The organism is Flavobacterium johnsoniae, from assembly GCF_001879205.1.
Taxonomy (GTDB): domain Bacteria; phylum Bacteroidota; class Bacteroidia; order Flavobacteriales; family Flavobacteriaceae; genus Flavobacterium; species Flavobacterium johnsoniae_A.
In genome coordinates, this window is the sequence record NZ_MLFK01000013.1 from 173,702 (window position 1) to 188,845 (window position 15,144).

Annotated in this window: 23 protein-coding genes; 22 read left to right on the plus strand and 1 reads right to left on the minus strand. The window is 34.5% G+C overall.

Annotated elements, in window-relative coordinates; translation table 11 throughout:
• Positions 1-84: 84 nt before the first annotated feature.
• The 21 genes from BKM63_RS22735 to BKM63_RS22835 all read left to right on the plus strand — a co-directional run bounded on the left by BKM63_RS22735 (position 85) and on the right by BKM63_RS22835 (position 13,814).
• A complete protein-coding gene (locus tag BKM63_RS22735; protein ID WP_071638862.1) occupies positions 85-459 on the plus strand; it encodes a YdeI/OmpD-associated family protein in 375 nt (124 codons plus the stop codon).
• A gap of 201 nt (positions 460-660) precedes the next feature.
• Positions 661-1,350 carry a DUF4919 domain-containing protein gene (locus BKM63_RS22740; RefSeq protein WP_071638993.1) on the plus strand — a complete coding sequence of 230 codons (690 nt, stop codon included), beginning with the start codon at positions 661-663 and terminating at the stop codon, positions 1,348-1,350.
• A gap of 8 nt (positions 1,351-1,358) precedes the next feature.
• On the plus strand, positions 1,359-1,790 hold the full coding sequence (locus BKM63_RS22745; RefSeq protein WP_071638863.1) for a GNAT family N-acetyltransferase: 432 nt from the start codon (positions 1,359-1,361) through the stop codon (positions 1,788-1,790).
• 18 nt (positions 1,791-1,808) lie between these two features.
• Positions 1,809-2,198, plus strand: coding sequence for a DUF1801 domain-containing protein (locus tag BKM63_RS22750; RefSeq protein ID WP_071638864.1), 390 nt, complete (start codon positions 1,809-1,811; stop codon positions 2,196-2,198).
• A gap of 162 nt (positions 2,199-2,360) precedes the next feature.
• On the plus strand, positions 2,361-2,900 hold the full coding sequence (locus BKM63_RS22755) for a hypothetical protein (RefSeq protein WP_071638865.1): 540 nt from the start codon (positions 2,361-2,363) through the stop codon (positions 2,898-2,900).
• Positions 2,901-2,903: 3 nt separating this feature from the next.
• A complete protein-coding gene (locus tag BKM63_RS22760; protein WP_071638866.1) occupies positions 2,904-3,110 on the plus strand; it encodes a helix-turn-helix domain-containing protein in 207 nt (68 codons plus the stop codon).
• A 93-nt stretch (positions 3,111-3,203) separates the two neighbouring features.
• A complete protein-coding gene (locus BKM63_RS22765; RefSeq protein WP_071638867.1) occupies positions 3,204-3,806 on the plus strand; it encodes an NAD(P)H-dependent oxidoreductase in 603 nt (200 codons plus the stop codon).
• A 51-nt stretch (positions 3,807-3,857) separates the two neighbouring features.
• Positions 3,858-4,169 carry a DUF4180 domain-containing protein gene (locus tag BKM63_RS22770; RefSeq protein ID WP_347512188.1) on the plus strand — a complete coding sequence of 104 codons (312 nt, stop codon included), beginning with the start codon at positions 3,858-3,860 and terminating at the stop codon, positions 4,167-4,169.
• A 61-nt stretch (positions 4,170-4,230) separates the two neighbouring features.
• The gene (locus tag BKM63_RS22775) at positions 4,231-4,644 is read left to right on the plus strand and encodes a 3-hydroxyacyl-ACP dehydratase FabZ family protein (protein ID WP_071638868.1); all 414 of its coding nucleotides are present in this window, start codon (positions 4,231-4,233) and stop codon (positions 4,642-4,644) included.
• A gap of 179 nt (positions 4,645-4,823) precedes the next feature.
• The gene (locus tag BKM63_RS22780) at positions 4,824-5,309 is read left to right on the plus strand and encodes an SRPBCC family protein (RefSeq protein WP_071638869.1); all 486 of its coding nucleotides are present in this window, start codon (positions 4,824-4,826) and stop codon (positions 5,307-5,309) included.
• A 154-nt stretch (positions 5,310-5,463) separates the two neighbouring features.
• Positions 5,464-6,360, plus strand: a complete 897-nt coding sequence (locus tag BKM63_RS22785) for an SDR family oxidoreductase (protein ID WP_071638870.1) — start codon at positions 5,464-5,466, stop codon at positions 6,358-6,360.
• Between the two features lie 13 nt (positions 6,361-6,373).
• Positions 6,374-7,288, plus strand: a complete 915-nt coding sequence (locus BKM63_RS22790) for a helix-turn-helix domain-containing protein (RefSeq protein ID WP_071638871.1) — start codon at positions 6,374-6,376, stop codon at positions 7,286-7,288.
• Positions 7,289-7,349: 61 nt separating this feature from the next.
• The gene (locus BKM63_RS22795; protein WP_071638872.1) at positions 7,350-7,763 is read left to right on the plus strand and encodes a hypothetical protein; all 414 of its coding nucleotides are present in this window, start codon (positions 7,350-7,352) and stop codon (positions 7,761-7,763) included.
• Positions 7,764-7,773: 10 nt separating this feature from the next.
• Entirely contained in the window at positions 7,774-7,989 is a 216-nt protein-coding gene (locus BKM63_RS22800) for an ArsR family transcriptional regulator (protein WP_071638873.1), read from the plus strand.
• 75 nt (positions 7,990-8,064) lie between these two features.
• Positions 8,065-8,433, plus strand: coding sequence for a nuclear transport factor 2 family protein (locus BKM63_RS22805; RefSeq protein WP_071638874.1), 369 nt, complete (start codon positions 8,065-8,067; stop codon positions 8,431-8,433).
• A 145-nt stretch (positions 8,434-8,578) separates the two neighbouring features.
• Positions 8,579-9,622 carry a serine hydrolase domain-containing protein gene (locus BKM63_RS22810; protein ID WP_071638875.1) on the plus strand — a complete coding sequence of 348 codons (1,044 nt, stop codon included), beginning with the start codon at positions 8,579-8,581 and terminating at the stop codon, positions 9,620-9,622.
• Positions 9,623-9,627: 5 nt separating this feature from the next.
• Entirely contained in the window at positions 9,628-10,050 is a 423-nt protein-coding gene (locus tag BKM63_RS22815; protein WP_071638876.1) for a DUF1801 domain-containing protein, read from the plus strand.
• Between the two features lie 2 nt (positions 10,051-10,052).
• Complete coding sequence (locus BKM63_RS22820; RefSeq protein ID WP_071638877.1) at positions 10,053-11,156, plus strand: MBL fold metallo-hydrolase; 1,104 nt, start codon at positions 10,053-10,055, stop codon at positions 11,154-11,156.
• Positions 11,157-11,372: 216 nt separating this feature from the next.
• Entirely contained in the window at positions 11,373-12,497 is a 1,125-nt protein-coding gene (locus tag BKM63_RS22825; RefSeq protein ID WP_071638878.1) for a lactonase family protein, read from the plus strand.
• Between the two features lie 30 nt (positions 12,498-12,527).
• Positions 12,528-13,073: a GNAT family N-acetyltransferase gene (locus tag BKM63_RS22830; protein WP_071638879.1), complete on the plus strand. Its 546-nt coding sequence runs from the start codon at positions 12,528-12,530 to the stop codon at positions 13,071-13,073.
• A gap of 159 nt (positions 13,074-13,232) precedes the next feature.
• Positions 13,233-13,814 carry a TIGR00730 family Rossman fold protein gene (locus BKM63_RS22835; RefSeq protein ID WP_071638880.1) on the plus strand — a complete coding sequence of 194 codons (582 nt, stop codon included), beginning with the start codon at positions 13,233-13,235 and terminating at the stop codon, positions 13,812-13,814.
• A gap of 11 nt (positions 13,815-13,825) precedes the next feature.
• Here the strand turns inward: BKM63_RS22835 and BKM63_RS22840 are convergent, their stop codons facing one another.
• Positions 13,826-14,662 carry an AraC family transcriptional regulator gene (locus BKM63_RS22840; RefSeq protein WP_071638881.1) on the minus strand — a complete coding sequence of 279 codons (837 nt, stop codon included), beginning with the start codon at positions 14,660-14,662 and terminating at the stop codon, positions 13,826-13,828.
• A gap of 85 nt (positions 14,663-14,747) precedes the next feature.
• Between BKM63_RS22840 and BKM63_RS22845 the strand changes: the two genes are divergently transcribed.
• On the plus strand, positions 14,748-15,140 hold the full coding sequence (locus tag BKM63_RS22845; RefSeq protein WP_071638882.1) for a DoxX family membrane protein: 393 nt from the start codon (positions 14,748-14,750) through the stop codon (positions 15,138-15,140).
• The last annotated feature ends 4 nt before the right edge of the window (positions 15,141-15,144 follow it).

Here is a 15,144-nt window from a genome sequence, read left to right on the forward strand (position 1 = left end):
AAATAATCAATAATTTAATATTATTTTTACTACTGACAAACCGTTGTCACCATCCTATTTTACTTTTACTAAAAAATAAGTTTTATGGAAACGAAAGACGGAAAATTAGCAGTATATGCCCAAACCAGAGCAGACTGGCGCAAATGGTTAACAGAAAACAGCCTAAATGAAAAATCAGTCTGGCTGATTTTATTTCATAAAAAAAGCAAAACCGAAAGCGTTAAGCTGATCGAAGCCACAGAAGAAGCACTCTGTTTTGGCTGGATCGACAGTTTATGTAAAAAACGTGATGCCGAAAGTTATTATCTTACCTTTTCTCATCGAAATCCCAAAACCAGCAAATGGAGTAAACCCAATATAGAAAGAGCCGAACGCATGATTAAAGAAGGCTTAATGACGGAACATGGCCAAAAACTAATCGATATTGCAAAAGAAAAAGGAAAATGGATTACTGATTAAAATAATTAGGGCGTTTCCTTCGGCCGGGCTGTCCGCTGTATTACCAGTTAACAAAAACTACGGCTAAAGCCTTGTTTTTCTAAACCGGGAGATGCCGCTTCCATCCCTAACGCAATTCGTTTTCAAAAGCAGCATTGTTATAACTTCATCATTAATTTGTATTTTAGTTTAACCAAAACCACAATCTAAACCTTGAATGCTATGACTAATAAATTACTGCTTTTAATCTTTTTAATTATTGGAACGACCGTTTTTGCGCAGGAAATTACTTTTAAAGCTCCTGATTACAAAGCAATAGAAAAAGAAATCCAAGACAAAAAATCTACTTTTTATTATCCTGTTCTAATGGAAAAATTAGTAAAAAGTGATACCCTTTTAACTACCGAAGAATACCGTCATTTATATTTTGGATATGTTTTCCAGCCCAAATATAATGCTTTCTGGAAATCACCTGACGACGAAAAACTTCGCAAGTTTTACAACAAAGAAACCTACGACAACAAAGATTACGACGAGATTATCAAGTTAATAAACCGCTCTTTAGAATCTTTTCCTTTCGATCTTAAGCAGCTTAATTTTCTGAGTTATATCTATCATTTAAAAGGCGACGAAGAGCTGGCCAAAAAAACTTCTATCAAATTTGACAATATCGTGGGCGCTATCTTATCATCCGGTGACGGAAAACAATGCGAAACAGGTTTTCATGTTTTACTGGTAGATCACGAATATATGCTTCTAAACATTTTTGAACTGACTACAAATGGACAGTCTTTAATAGGAAAATGCGATTATCTCAGCTTCGAAAAAGGCAAGTATAAAGTCGATGGTATTTATTTCAATATCGAAAAAATGCTCGAAAATGAGTCTAAGATCTTCAGACAAAAACTCTAGAATTACCCATGAAAATAGTTGAAGCCAGAAATAAAGACTACGATGCTTTAAGAGAATTATTCTTAAAAGAACGACAGAGTACTTTTTTATGGCTTGATACAGCTGCATTTCAATTAGACGATTTCGAAAAACACACACGCGGAGAATATATTTTAACCGCACTTATAGACGATATTCCAGTTGGATTTATTTCAATCTGGATGCCCACCAATTTCATTCACCATTTGTACGTGGACAAAAAGTATCAGGGCAGACAAATTGGAACAGCATTATTAAAAGCTGCAATTGAGGTAACTAAATTCCCCATCACTTTAAAATGCCTGGAAAACAATTTTAAAGCTATTGAATTTTATAAACGAAAAGGATTTATCGCAAAAGAAATAGGACAATCCAGTAACGGAGCTTTTATATTGTTTGAGCTATCTCAGCAAATAAATTAAATATAAAACCAAAAAACCATGAATCAGGAAATACAGGCATACAACGATTCCCAAAGTATTGAAGACAAAAAAATATGTGATATTTTAAGTTCTCAAATTAACGATTTCCTGCATGAAGCCGAAAGCAAAATCTGGCATCGGCATCCGGTTTGGTTTTTAGAAGGAAATCCCGTTGCCGGTTACAGTAAACTTAAAGATTCTGTCCGACTGCTTTTTTGGAGCGGCCAATCTTTTGATGAACCGGAACTGCAAAACGAAGGAAGTTTTAAAGCTGCCGAAGCCCGCTACATAACCGCAGATCAAATTAATATAGACGATCTAAAAAGATGGCTCGAAAAAGCAAGAAATATTCAATGGGACTATAAAAACATAGTGAAACGCAAAGGTGTTTTAATTCGGTTGAAATAAAATATCTCACATTTTTTCATTTCACATTTTAGCATTTATAGAAATCTAATTCTTTGCTTATAATTAAATAAAGACAAATATTAATTAATAAAAGAAAAATATTTATTGATAAACAATAAATTTTAATATCTTTGCGACATACTTATTTTAAATCAAAATATTATGTCGACAAAATCAACTTACATTTTAAAGTTCCTGAACGTAATGTCATGGATCGCTTTTATTGGGCTTTGCGTAAAAGCAGGTGCACTTTTGGCCTCATATGGGGTTAGTATGTTTATCAATGAAGTCGGGGCAAAAAATCTGGCATTAGGCTTAGACTTGTCAGGAATTAAAGCTTATGACCAGATCGATTACTCTATTATGGTTTTCTGCCTTACGGTAATTACCATTTTAGAAGCTTTAGTTTTTTATTCTGTTATTCAAATTTTCCTGAAAATAAACTTTGTCAGTCCGTTTCATGAAACTATTGGAAAACTGATTCAAAAAATGAGCGGATTTTCGCTGCTTGTTGGTATTTTCAGCAATATAACCGTTTCTTATTCAGAAAAATTTACTGCAATGGGAATACAGCTGCCGAATTTAATGGAGCATATTGGACTTGGTGATGCCTTTTTATTTTTTGCGGGCATTTTATATTTCATCTCACAGCTTTTTGCAAAAGGAATTGAACTGCAAAAAGAAAGCGAATTAACGATATAAATTATGCCTATAATAGTAAATTTAGATGTGATGATGGCAAAACGAAAAATGTCATTGAACGAGCTTTCAGAAAAAGTCGACCTCACCCTTTCTAATCTTTCGATCTTAAAAACAGGCAAGGCAAAAGCAGTTCGTTTTAGCACACTCGAAGCCATCTGCAAAGTTTTAGAATGTCAGCCCGGAGATATTTTAGAATTTGTACCCGAATAATATAATTGAATTTGTATTTTCGTAATAGAGAGAACTTTAGGCTCTCTTTATTACGTTTCAAAGAGCATATTTCACTTTCAATATTCGCAAAAAATGAATCTCTTAATTGTTTACAGTCATCCCAGCACGAAGTCTTATACATTTCAGGTTTTTGAAAAACTAAAAAAAGAAATTTTGAAGCAAAACTGGAATCTCGAAATTTCAGATTTATACGCATCAAATTTCCAGAGCGACATGTCAGAAGAAGAATATGAGAGAGAAGGTTTTGCTAAAATTAATCTCCCGATTTCAAAAGATATTTTGGCTGAACATGAAAAGATTGAAAAAGCCGATTGCATTATTTTTTTATATCCGGTCTGGTGGAGCGACTGTCCGGCGAAACTAAAAGGATGGTTTGACCGCGTTTATTCGGTTGGTTATGCTTACGGACAAACGGAAAATTACCCTAGAATGAAAACTATTCCGTACGGACTCGTAATCTGCACAGCCGGACACCCAAATGCTTTTTTAACCGAAATTGGAATGGCTCAAAGTATGGAAAAAATCATGCTCGAAGATCGTTTAGGAAAACGTTTCGAAAACAAAGAAATGCTAATTCTGGGCGGGACATTAGAATTAGAAAACGTGATGGCTGCTCATTTTCTACAAATTGAAAAAGCAATTGACAAGATTAAAAGGTATTTTAACCAGGCTTAAAAAATGAAAATAGAAACCCACATTATAAACAACAACCGAATCGCCTAAGTTATCGCTGAAAGCCCAATTATTCAATCGATTGAAGATGGTTCAGATTTAGTTGCCACTATTTATTATCAGGATTTTGACCGTATCATTCTGTATGAAAAAGACATAACACCGCTTTTCTTTGATTTAAAAAATGGAATTGCCGGCGAAATACTTCAAAAATTTTCCAATTTTAGAGTCCGTCTGGCCATTATTGGCGATTTTGAAAAATTTAAAAGTAAAAGCATTCAGTACTTTATTTTTGAAAGCAATAAAAATCGAAAAATCAATTTTGTGAAAAGCTTAGATGAAGCATTAAAAATAATGTCAAATTAAAATAAGCCGCTTTTAAGATCGCTGGATTTTCCGTATATTGCAAAGAACAAAAACTACAAGCATGGCAAAAAATATAGAAAATCTTATTCCGCACAGAGCTCCGTTTCTTTTTGTTGATGAAGTACTATCTTATACCAAAGAAGAAATAATTGGTATCAAAACATTTACAGAAAAAGATCACTGGCTTCAGGGGAGTTTTCCTGAACTTGACATTATCCCGGGAACAATTTTAATAGAAGCCATGGCACAATGCGGAGGTGCCGGAGTTAAACTTTTAGGTGTAACCGATGGAATATTTGGTTTGGTAAGCATCGAAAACGCCGAATTTTACAACGGGGCAAAATTTGGCGATCAGGTCAAATTTGTAATCGAAAATATTCGCTTAAGCGAAAAAATAATAAAACAGCAGGGAACTGCTTATATTGATGACAAGGTAATCATGAAAGCAGGCTGGATGTGCGTTAAAATTGCCTGACATAAATTCAAATTTCAAATCCGGTTAATTGCCACTCTTAACTTCCCAAGGCTTCAGAACAAGAGCTGAAATCTAAAATTCCAAACTTGTCCGAAATCGCCCTCTAAATTGTCTTATAAAAACCTATCTGTTTGATTTTTAAAGAATAAATTTGATATTCAACTTTAAAAATCGTGAAGATGAGTACAGCAAATTTTACTACAGCAATAATTGTCGATCAATCTCCAAAAGAAGTTTTTGATGCCGTTACCAACGTGCGAGGATGGTGGTCAGAAGAAATAGAAGGAAATACGGCCAAACTTAACAATGAATTTAATTACCATTATGAAGATGTTCATCGCTGTAAAGTTAAATTGATTGAGGTTATTCCAAATCAAAAAATTGTCTGGCTGGTGGAAGAAAACTATTTTAAATTCACAGAAGATAAAACCGAGTGGACAGGAACTAAACCAACTTTTGAAATTTCTGAAAAAGAAGGAAAAACAGAACTTCGTTTTACGCACTTTGGCCTAACCTCAGAATACGAATGTTTTGAAATATGTCAAGGCGCCTGGACAAACTACATTCAGAACAGTTTAAAAAAATTAATTACAACAGGAAAAGGCGAACCCAACGCAACCGGAAGACCCCAAACTGAAAACGAAAAAAAATTATCTCAAAACTAAGCGCTTAATTTTGATAAAAAACCCAGCCTCTTAGCACCTCATTACTTAGTCCCTTAAAAAGAACCTCTTTTTTTTTAAGCTACAACAATAGTAGATTTGGCTACAGCTGTCGTTTTGATGTTACGCAACTTTGTAACATCAAAAATTAGAACAGATGAAAATTATAATTACAGGTTCTTTAGGGAACATCAGCAAACCCTTAGCTTCAATATTGATTGAAAAAGGGCATTCGGTTACGGTAATTACCAGCAGTAACCAAAGACAAGAAGAAATTGAAAAACTAGGTGCAAAAGCTGCAGTTGGTTCGGTAGAAGATTTAAACTTTCTAACGCAGACTTTTACCGGAGCCGATGCCGTTTACTGCATGATTCCGCGAGCGAATTATTTTGACCCAAATCTGGATTTGGATGCCTTTACCCGCAAAATTGGAAATACGTATGCGCAGGCTATTAAACAATCCGGCGTAAAACGAATCGTTTTCCTGAGCAGTATTGGTGCACATTTAGAACAAAACTCAGGAATTATTCAGCGCTATAATGAAATCGAAGCGGTTTTAAAGCAGCTTTCAGATGTTTCGATTACTTTTATGCGTCCTACTTCTTTTTATTACAATTTACTGGCTTATATCCCAATGATTAAAAATCAAGGCTTTATCTCCGCAAATTACGGAGCCGATGAATTGATTCCGTGGGTTTCTCCAAATGATATTGCCGAAGCTGTTGCCGAGGAAATCACAAATCCGACCGACGGGAAAAAAATCCGTTATGTAGTAAGCGAAGAAGTAACCGGCCATGAAACTGCACGAATTCTTGGTGAGGCCATTGGAAAACCAGATTTAAAATGGCAGTTAATAACCAATGAAGAAACACTGAAAGGATTAGTTTCTGCAGGGATTCAGCCCAAAATTGCCGCAGGTTTAACCGAAATGTATGCCGGACTTTACAGTGGTTTACTGGGTGAGGATTTTGCTAAAAATAAACCTGCCTTATTTGGGAAAACAAAATTGGCTGATTATGCCCATGAATTTGCATCAATTTATAATCCAAAATAAATAACTTTAGGCTATGGCAAATCCGCAACCTTATCGAATAAAAAGCATCAGCGAATTTCACGAGTTTCGAGATTTGCCAAAACCCGAACATCCTTTAGTAAGTGTTTATAATTTTGAAGATTTAAAGTATCTAAAAGAAAATGAACCCAAAAGCCTGATTCTTGATTTTTACTGCATCGCATTAAAAAGACATGCCAATGCAACGATGCGTTACGGCCAGCAGGAATATGATTTTAAAGAAGGAGTTTTGTTATTTATGGCACCGGGGCAGGTTTTTTCTATTGAAGGAAATGCTGATTTACAGCATACAGGATGGTCATTATTGATCCATCCTGATTTTTTATGGAATACGCCGCTTGCGCAGAAAATAAAACAGTACGAATACTTTGGCTATTCGGTTCATGAAGCACTTCACCTTTCGGATAAAGAAGAAAAAATGATTATCGATATCATAAAAAATATCCAGCAGGAATATCAGTCTAATATTGATAAATTCAGCCAGGATGTTATTATTGCCCAAATCGAATTATTACTCACCTACTCAGAACGTTTTTATAACAGACAATTTATAACCCGCAAAATAAGCAGTCATCAAATTCTGGCACGTTTAGAAAAACTGCTTGAAGATTATTTCAGCGATGACTCACTCTCAAAAAAAGGCTTGCCAACCGTGCATTATATTGCCGAAAACTTAAATGTTTCGCCCAATTATTTAAGCGGCTTACTAAAACATCATACGGGCCAGACTACCCAGCATCATATTCATAATAAATTAATCGAAAAAGCAAAAGAAAAACTTTCTACAACCAGCTTATCCGTTAGCGAAATTGCGTTTGAATTAGGTTTTGAACATCAGCAGTCATTCAGTAAACTGTTTAAAACCAAAACCAATGTTTCGCCTTTAGAATTCAGGCAGTCATTCAATTAAAAAACATTTTAGCAAAACCATTTATAATTTCATAAATTCGTAAAACTAAACTGAAAAATTTATGAACCCCATTTTAAGGAACATCCTGGCTGTTATTGTTGGAATTATCGTTGGAAGTATTGTTAATATGAGTATTATTTTAATAAGCGGATCGATTATTCCGCCTCCAAATGGTGTCGACAATACTACGATGGAAGGCCTGCAAAAAACAATGCATTTATTTGAGGCCGAACATTTTATTTTTCCGTTTTTAGCACATGCTATCGGAACATTTGCCGGAGCAGTTACAACAGCTTTTATTGCTTTCAATCACAAAAAGAAATTAGCTTTAGTAATTGGTGCTTTCTTTCTGCTGGGAGGTATTGTAAGCGTTTGTTCGCTTCCGTCGCCAATGTGGTTTACTGTTGTCGATTTGGTTTTTGCGTATATACCAATGGCTTACCTGGCTTTAAGATTAGTTCGCAGTAAAAAATAAAATTGAAAAAATGAACGAGAAAACTCCAAAACAGAAACCGGCAAAAATGTGTTACGAACATATTGGCGGAAAACTAGGTCAGCTGCTCGCCGTAACATTTGCTGAAAAAGGTTGGATTTCCAAGAAAAATCCAGCTGATAAACACTTGTATATTACCGATTTAGGTCAAAAAGAATTTACAAAATTAGGGATCGATGTATCAGAGATAAAACCGGAAGAATTATAAAATTTTTCCGGTTTTTTTAATTAAAAATATAATTCTAAATTTCATAACTTAGTTTGCTGTTTAATCCTTTAAATTATGACTAAGAAAGAAATTGCACAAAACTTCTTAAAACTTGCTGCAAGCGGGCATCCGCATGAGGGATTTAGGCTTTATGCTGGAGAAAATTTCAAACACCATAATGTTCATTTTAAAGGTGATGCCGATACTTTAATGCTGGCTATGGAAGAATCCGCCAGAAAAAATCCAAATAAAATTTTTACTATTCATCATATTTTAGAAGATGACAATTTGGTTGCCGTACATTCACATTTAAAACAAACCCCAACAGATATTGGTTTTGCAGTCGTTCATATTTTAAAATTCAAAGCAGATAAAATAATTGAACTCTGGGATTTAGGACAGCCAATTCCGAGCGAAACAATAAACGAAAATGGGATGTTTTAGATTACTGGTTAGTTTGCAGTATTCAGTCGCAGTCGCGGTTCAGTCGCAGATTACAGCTGAAAAACTGAGACTGAGACTGAGACTGAACACTGAGACTGAACACTGCGACTGAATACTAAACACTAAAAATACTGAATACTAAAAAATGAACCACAAAACCCTATCCTTACTTTCTTTACTTTTCCTTTTAATAAACTGCAATTCATTTGCTCAGAAAAAAGATAGTTACATAACTCAAATCGACAGTGTTATTCAAAATAGTACTTCTCCTGTTTTTAATGGCGCAGTTTTAATTTCGAAAAACGGAAAAACATTATATTCCAAAGTAAAAGGCTTTGCTGATTTTAAAACTAAAAAGTCCCTAACAGCCAATACACAATTCGAAATCATGTCGAATAGTAAACAAGTCGCTGCTGTTTTGATTTTACTGGAAGTAGAAAAAGGCAAAATTAATCTGCAGGATCCTATCAAAAAATATCTGCCTGAACTTACCCAAACCTGGGCAGATTCTGTCACCATACATCAACTTTTAAATCATACGCACGGAATTGTTGACATCAATAAGCCTCTGGAATTTAAACCCGGAACTAATTTTCATTACGGAAATCTTAATTACAGCCTTTTGGGACAAATTGTTGAGCATATTTCGAAAAAAAGCTACAGCGAAACAGCCAATGCACTTTTCAAAAAACTTCAAATGAAAAATACTTTATGTTATTCCGATAGTAAAAAACAAAATTTAGCGGCAGGATATATAAATAATAAAAACACATTTGAGACTGTCGAAAAAACAATGATAACAAATGAAAATTTAGGTGCTGACGGCATAATTTCCACTGTAAATGATTTAGCAACCTGGAATAATAATCTCCACAAAGGAAAAATTCTAAAACCAGAAACGTATCAATTAATGATACAATCCACAGTGCTGTCACAACATAACTTTTTTGGAAAAGAGAAAGAACCTTATGGCTACGCCATTCGAAATATCGAAAAAGAACCTGCAAAATATTTAGGTCATACAGGATTAGGCGATGGTTTTTCTTCTGTAAATTTGTATTTCCCTCAAAGTGATGTGAGTTTGATTGTACTGGAAAATCAGATGAATGAAAATTCAGATTTGTTTTATATCAATGAATTTAAAATCAAAAACATACTGCTGAAAAGTGATTTACTTCAAAAAAAATAAATATTATGGCAAAGAATAAAACCGCAGAAACAGACAGCAGTGTTATTGATTTCATAAATGCCGTAGATAGCGAAGCAAAGAGAAATGATGCTTTTGAACTGGTAAAAACAATGAAACAGATTACCGGTTTTGAGCCTAAAATGTGGGGACCAAGCATTATTGGTTTCGGAACGTATCATTACAAATATGCCAGTGGTCATGAAGGCGATGCACCTTTAGCTGCTTTTTCTCCAAGAAAAGCCGCGACTACAGTATATTTTTATTTACCTGAAGAAAAGAGAGAAGAACTTCTTTCAAAACTAGGAAAACACAAAGTATCAAAAGCCTGTATTTACATCAATAAACTAGCTGATATTGACATCGAAGTCTTAAAAAAAATAATTTTGCTTTCGATTGAATATACCCACAATCTATATCCATCAAAATAAAAATGATCACATTCTTAATTATAGTTCTTATACTCGTTCTTATCGCTTATAATTTCCTGCAGCATCCAAAATTTGGAAAAAAGCCTTCGGGCGAAAGATTAGCTTTAATTGAAAAATCTCCTCAATATAAAAACGGAAAATTCGAAAATCAAAGCTTCACGCCGGATCTGACCGAAGGCGCAACATTTCTTGGGGTTTTACTGGAGTTCTTCTTTAAAAAAGTCGATAGAAAAGTTCCAACAGATTTAATTCCGTCAATCAAAACCAATTTAAACGAGCTTTCAATCGATCAGGATGTTTTGGTCTGGTTTGGGCATTCTTCTTATTTTATTCAGCTCGAAGGAAAACGGTTTTTAATCGATCCGGTTTTCAGCGGGAACGCCTCTCCTATTTCGGGCACCACAAAATCGTTTAAAGGAACGGATATTTATACCGTAGATGATCTTCCCGAAATTGATTATCTGTTGATTACGCACGACCATTACGACCATTTAGATTATGACACCATCATCAAATTAAAACCGAAAACCAAAAAAGTAATAACCGCACTTGGCGTTGGTTCTCATTTTGAGTTTTGGGGATTTTCAAAAGAGATAATTATCGAAAAAGACTGGTTCGAAAAAATAGAATTAGATCAAAACCTAACACTTTATACTACGCCGTCGCGTCATTTTTCAGGAAGAAGTTTTAAACGCTGCAATACGCTTTGGACTTCATTTGTTCTGGAAGCCAAAGGTTTTAAAATGTATTTGGGCGGAGACAGTGGTTATGACAAACATTTTGCAGAAATAGGAGCTAAATTCGGTCCGTTTGATATCGCTTTAATCGATAACGGGCAATACAACGAAAAATGGAAATACATTCATAATATGCCAGATGATGTCATAAAAGCCATAAAAGATTTAAAAGCAAAAAGAGTTTTTCCGGTTCATTCTTCGAAATTTGCATTATCCCTCCATCCCTGGGATGAACCATTGACAAAAGTAACAGAATCAAATGCCAAATCAGAAAATCCAATTCCGCTGATTACCCCAATGATTGGAGAATTAGTAGAACTGAAAAACGAAAAACAAGAGTTTAAGCAATGGTGGAAAGGGATTAGGTAATGGTTGATCGTTGATCGTTGATCGTTGATCGTTGATTGCAAACTTAAAACACTCATTTGTCAACCTATCGATTCTGAGTCTTTCGGGATAAGGGCGCACAAGGTCTTCGACTTCGCTCAGCCTGACAAACTGGATAAAACCTGAAACTTGAAACTTCAAACCTGAAACCTGAAACCTGAAACCTGAAACTGTAAAAACAAATAAAAACTAAAAACCTTGAAACTAAAACTAACCTATATAACCATCACCTTTCTATTCACCTTAAATGTTTTATCTCAAAACACCTATGTCTTTTTAGGATCGTACAATCGCGATAAAACGGCAGAAGCAATTCAGGTTTATCAATTGGATACTGTAAATGGTAAATTGAGCAAAATAACTTCGGTAAAAGATATTGTAAATCCATCGTATTTGACGATTTCTCCAAACGGCAAATATGTTTATGCCTGTACCGATACCAAAACGCCAAATGCAGGAAGTATAAGCAGTTTCGAGTTTAACCCTCAAAATAAAAGCCTCACTTTTTTAAACAGTCAAAGAAGCGGCGGTGAAAATCCCGTTTATGTCACCGTTCATAAAAGCGGGAAATGGATCGCCAATGCGAATTATACAGAAGGAAGTGTTTCTGTTTTTCCAATTTTAGAAAACGGTAAAATCGATTCTATTGCTCAAAATTTCCAATACATCGACGGAAGTACACACAAAGAACGACAAACCAGATCTCACGTTCATTCGGCTGTATTTTCTCCTCAATTCGATTATTTGTTTCTGCCAGATTTAGGTGCCGATAAAATTCGCTGTTATGCTTTTGATGAAAATAAAAAACAGCCTTTAATCGAAACCCAAAATCCATTTACAAAAACTGATTTAGAAGCCGGACCAAGACATTTCACCTTTCATCCAAATCAAAAATGGGGTTATTGTATTGAAGAAATGGCGGGACAAATAAGCGTTTACAATTATGAAAATGGTGTTTTGAGCAAAATACAGCGTATTGCCACGCATCCTGATAAAATAAAAGAAGGTTTTGAAAGTTCTGATATTCATATTTCTCCGGATGGAAAATTTCTATACGCTGCAAACCGAGGCAAGGAAAACAATATTGCAATTTTCTCTATTGATGAAAACGGAATCCTGAAAAACATTGGTTATCAGTCAACTTTAGGAAAACATCCCCGCATTTTTGCCCTTGATGAGAGCGGAAAGTTTTTAGTAGCATCGAATGTCTTATCCGGAAATATTATTGTTTTTAAAAGAGATTCTAAAACCGGATTATTAAAAAAAACAGGAAAAGAAATTAAAATGGAGAACGTTTCTTGTGTACAGATTCGAAAAATTTGAAATTAACTTGTAACTTAAAACCACAAAAAAATGGCAGCATCAAACTTCAATTTACAACCTGATTTCTTAGAAAATGAAATCACAAAGTTAATTCCGTTAGAAGAAAAACATTTTGAAGCACTATTTAAAGCCGCTTCCGACCCTTTAATCTGGGAACAGAATCCTGTAAAAGACCGATACACAAGAGAAGGTTTTAAAACTTATTTTGATATTATAATTACAAAAGGCTCATTCTTAATTCTGGATAAACAAACCAATGAAATAATGGGAACAACTAGTTTTTATGATTACAATCCAGAAAAATCGAGTGTTGGAATTGGTTATACTTTCATTACAAGAAAATATTGGGGCGGGCCCTATAATAACTCAAATAAAAAATTAATGATTGATTATGCTTTTCAACACATTAACTCAGTGCTCTTTCATGTCGGGGCAGAGAATTTTCGTTCTCAAAAAGCCGTTTTAAAACTTGGAGCAGAAAAAATCAATGATATAATGTTTACAATCAATGGTGTAGACGTACCCTATTTTGAATACGAACTTTGTAAGATGGAGAATGTGAAATGTGAAATGTGAAAATGTAAAAAGTGAATGGTGAGTTGGGAACCGCTAAAAAAGACGAATTCTAACTTTTAACATTTACTTTTAAATTTACATTTCACATTTTCACATTTCACATTTCACATTTCACATTTTCACAACTCACATTTTTACATTCCCACAAAAAAATAAAAAATGAAAAGAATAACCGTTTTCTGTGCTTCTAGTTTTGGCACTGAAAAAATTTACGAAGAACAAGCAACAGCTTTGGGCAAGACATTAGCCGAACAAAATATAGAACTAGTTTATGGCGGAGCAAATGTAGGTTTGATGGGTGCTGTCGCTGACGGAGCTTTAAACGCAGGCGGAAAAGTAATTGGTGTGCTTCCAAACTTTTTAAGATCTAAAGAAATTGCTCATTTAGGCTTAACAGAATTAGTTTTGGTAGAAAGCATGCACGAAAGAAAAACCAAAATGAATGACTTATGCGATGGCGTAATTGCACTTCCCGGCGGTTTTGGAACACTCGAAGAACTTTTCGAAATGCTGACTTGGGCACAATTAGGATTACATAAAAAACCAATCGCAATTTTAAACGTAAATGGATTTTACGATTCACTTATAGAATTATTGCAAACAATGACAGAAAAAGGATTGCTGAAAGAAGTCAATCAAAAAATGCTATTGGTTAGTGATTCTATTGACGATTTATTAGATCAAATGAGAAATTACACTGCGCCAACGGTTGGAAAATGGATTGACAAAAGCAAATCTTAAATTCGCTTTTGTCAAACACTTTTAAACTGCTTTTTATAGTCACTTGGATTTAATCCGGTATGTTTTTTAAACAATCGGTTTAAGTGACTGGCATCGCTAAAACCAAATTCATATACAATTTCATTGATCTGCATATTGGTATATTTCAATCGGGTTTCAATGAGTTTTACTTTGTATGCGATTGTATATTCCTGTATGCTCTGCCCTGTTTTAGTTTTAAAATACTCGCTGATATATGTTGGTGAAACATTAAAGGCTGCCGCCATATTCGATGCTTTTAACTGATCGGGCTGATAGATGTTCTGATGAACATAATGCAGTAAATCCAGACTCGGTACTACATTCGACTGATTGAGATTTAGCGGCGCAATCAGCGAAATATTTCTCGCAGCAATCGTAATGATCGTATTCAGAATCTGCTTAATAACTTCCTGTTGCTGCGGAAAATTACTGTTTTGTTCTTTTATAAGCGCTTCGATCATCGCCCTTATCAATGGTTTATCGGTTACTGTTTTTAGAATACAGCCCGGCATATGGTTGTGATTATGGAAAATAAATTCCAATTTCTGAATCCAGTCGCTGTTTTGTGTTTTAAGATAGCTGTTATGAAACCGTATAAAGAAAAATTTTGTTTTCTCAGTAACCTCAAAACTGTGGGTATCCTGCGGAAAAATCAGGAAAAACTTATCACTGCTGTACGGTAAACGATGATCGTTGATAATCTGGGTTCCTTTTCCTTCCAGAACAAACACCATTTCAAAGAATGTGTTTTTACGTTCTTTTGCTTCATATTCTAAAACTTCCAAAAACTGAAGTTCAAAAGGATGGTATAAGTTTCTAATTTCCATCTCCCAAAAATACAAATTATTCCAATGATTGTACAAATTTTAAAAAGTTGTTCTCTGCAACTTTGTATTATAAAATCATATCAATATGGAAACAACCTCTTTTTTATTATTACGTCTTGCTGTCGCCATCAGTATGTTTGGCCACGGATTAGTGCGTCTTCCAAAACTAACCGCTTTCAGCAATTGGATGGTGGGCAGTTTTGAGAATTCGATACTGCCTAAAATCATCGTAACGCCATTCAGTTATATTTTACCTATAGCCGAATTTGTGATTGGGCTTCTCTTATTACTAGGTTTATTTACAAAACCATCTTTAATCGCCGGGGCTTTTGTTATGCTTGCTTTATTGTTTGGAACATCGATGATTGAAAACTGGGAAGCAATTCCTTCACAGCTCATTCACGTTGCATTTTTTGCTTTGTTATTGCATTTTGCAGAATACAACAGTTGGGCGATAGATAACTTAATTAAAAAATAAAAAT

Coding starts and splice junctions, on each gene's coding strand:
- BKM63_RS22735 (WP_071638862.1), top strand. CDS start 85: ATGGAAACGAAAGACGGAAAATTAGCAGTATATGCCCAAACCAGAGCA.
- BKM63_RS22740 (WP_071638993.1), top strand. CDS start 661: ATGACTAATAAATTACTGCTTTTAATCTTTTTAATTATTGGAACGACC.
- BKM63_RS22745 (WP_071638863.1), top strand. CDS start 1,359: ATGAAAATAGTTGAAGCCAGAAATAAAGACTACGATGCTTTAAGAGAA.
- BKM63_RS22750 (WP_071638864.1), top strand. CDS start 1,809: ATGAATCAGGAAATACAGGCATACAACGATTCCCAAAGTATTGAAGAC.
- BKM63_RS22755 (WP_071638865.1), top strand. CDS start 2,361: ATGTCGACAAAATCAACTTACATTTTAAAGTTCCTGAACGTAATGTCA.
- BKM63_RS22760 (WP_071638866.1), top strand. CDS start 2,904: ATGCCTATAATAGTAAATTTAGATGTGATGATGGCAAAACGAAAAATG.
- BKM63_RS22765 (WP_071638867.1), top strand. CDS start 3,204: ATGAATCTCTTAATTGTTTACAGTCATCCCAGCACGAAGTCTTATACA.
- BKM63_RS22775 (WP_071638868.1), top strand. CDS start 4,231: ATGGCAAAAAATATAGAAAATCTTATTCCGCACAGAGCTCCGTTTCTT.
- BKM63_RS22780 (WP_071638869.1), top strand. CDS start 4,824: ATGAGTACAGCAAATTTTACTACAGCAATAATTGTCGATCAATCTCCA.
- BKM63_RS22785 (WP_071638870.1), top strand. CDS start 5,464: ATGAAAATTATAATTACAGGTTCTTTAGGGAACATCAGCAAACCCTTA.
- BKM63_RS22790 (WP_071638871.1), top strand. CDS start 6,374: ATGGCAAATCCGCAACCTTATCGAATAAAAAGCATCAGCGAATTTCAC.
- BKM63_RS22795 (WP_071638872.1), top strand. CDS start 7,350: ATGAACCCCATTTTAAGGAACATCCTGGCTGTTATTGTTGGAATTATC.
- BKM63_RS22800 (WP_071638873.1), top strand. CDS start 7,774: ATGAACGAGAAAACTCCAAAACAGAAACCGGCAAAAATGTGTTACGAA.
- BKM63_RS22805 (WP_071638874.1), top strand. CDS start 8,065: ATGACTAAGAAAGAAATTGCACAAAACTTCTTAAAACTTGCTGCAAGC.
- BKM63_RS22810 (WP_071638875.1), top strand. CDS start 8,579: ATGAACCACAAAACCCTATCCTTACTTTCTTTACTTTTCCTTTTAATA.
- BKM63_RS22815 (WP_071638876.1), top strand. CDS start 9,628: ATGGCAAAGAATAAAACCGCAGAAACAGACAGCAGTGTTATTGATTTC.
- BKM63_RS22820 (WP_071638877.1), top strand. CDS start 10,053: ATGATCACATTCTTAATTATAGTTCTTATACTCGTTCTTATCGCTTAT.
- BKM63_RS22830 (WP_071638879.1), top strand. CDS start 12,528: ATGGCAGCATCAAACTTCAATTTACAACCTGATTTCTTAGAAAATGAA.
- BKM63_RS22835 (WP_071638880.1), top strand. CDS start 13,233: ATGAAAAGAATAACCGTTTTCTGTGCTTCTAGTTTTGGCACTGAAAAA.
- BKM63_RS22840 (WP_071638881.1), bottom strand. CDS start 14,662: ATGGAAATTAGAAACTTATACCATCCTTTTGAACTTCAGTTTTTGGAA.
- BKM63_RS22845 (WP_071638882.1), top strand. CDS start 14,748: ATGGAAACAACCTCTTTTTTATTATTACGTCTTGCTGTCGCCATCAGT.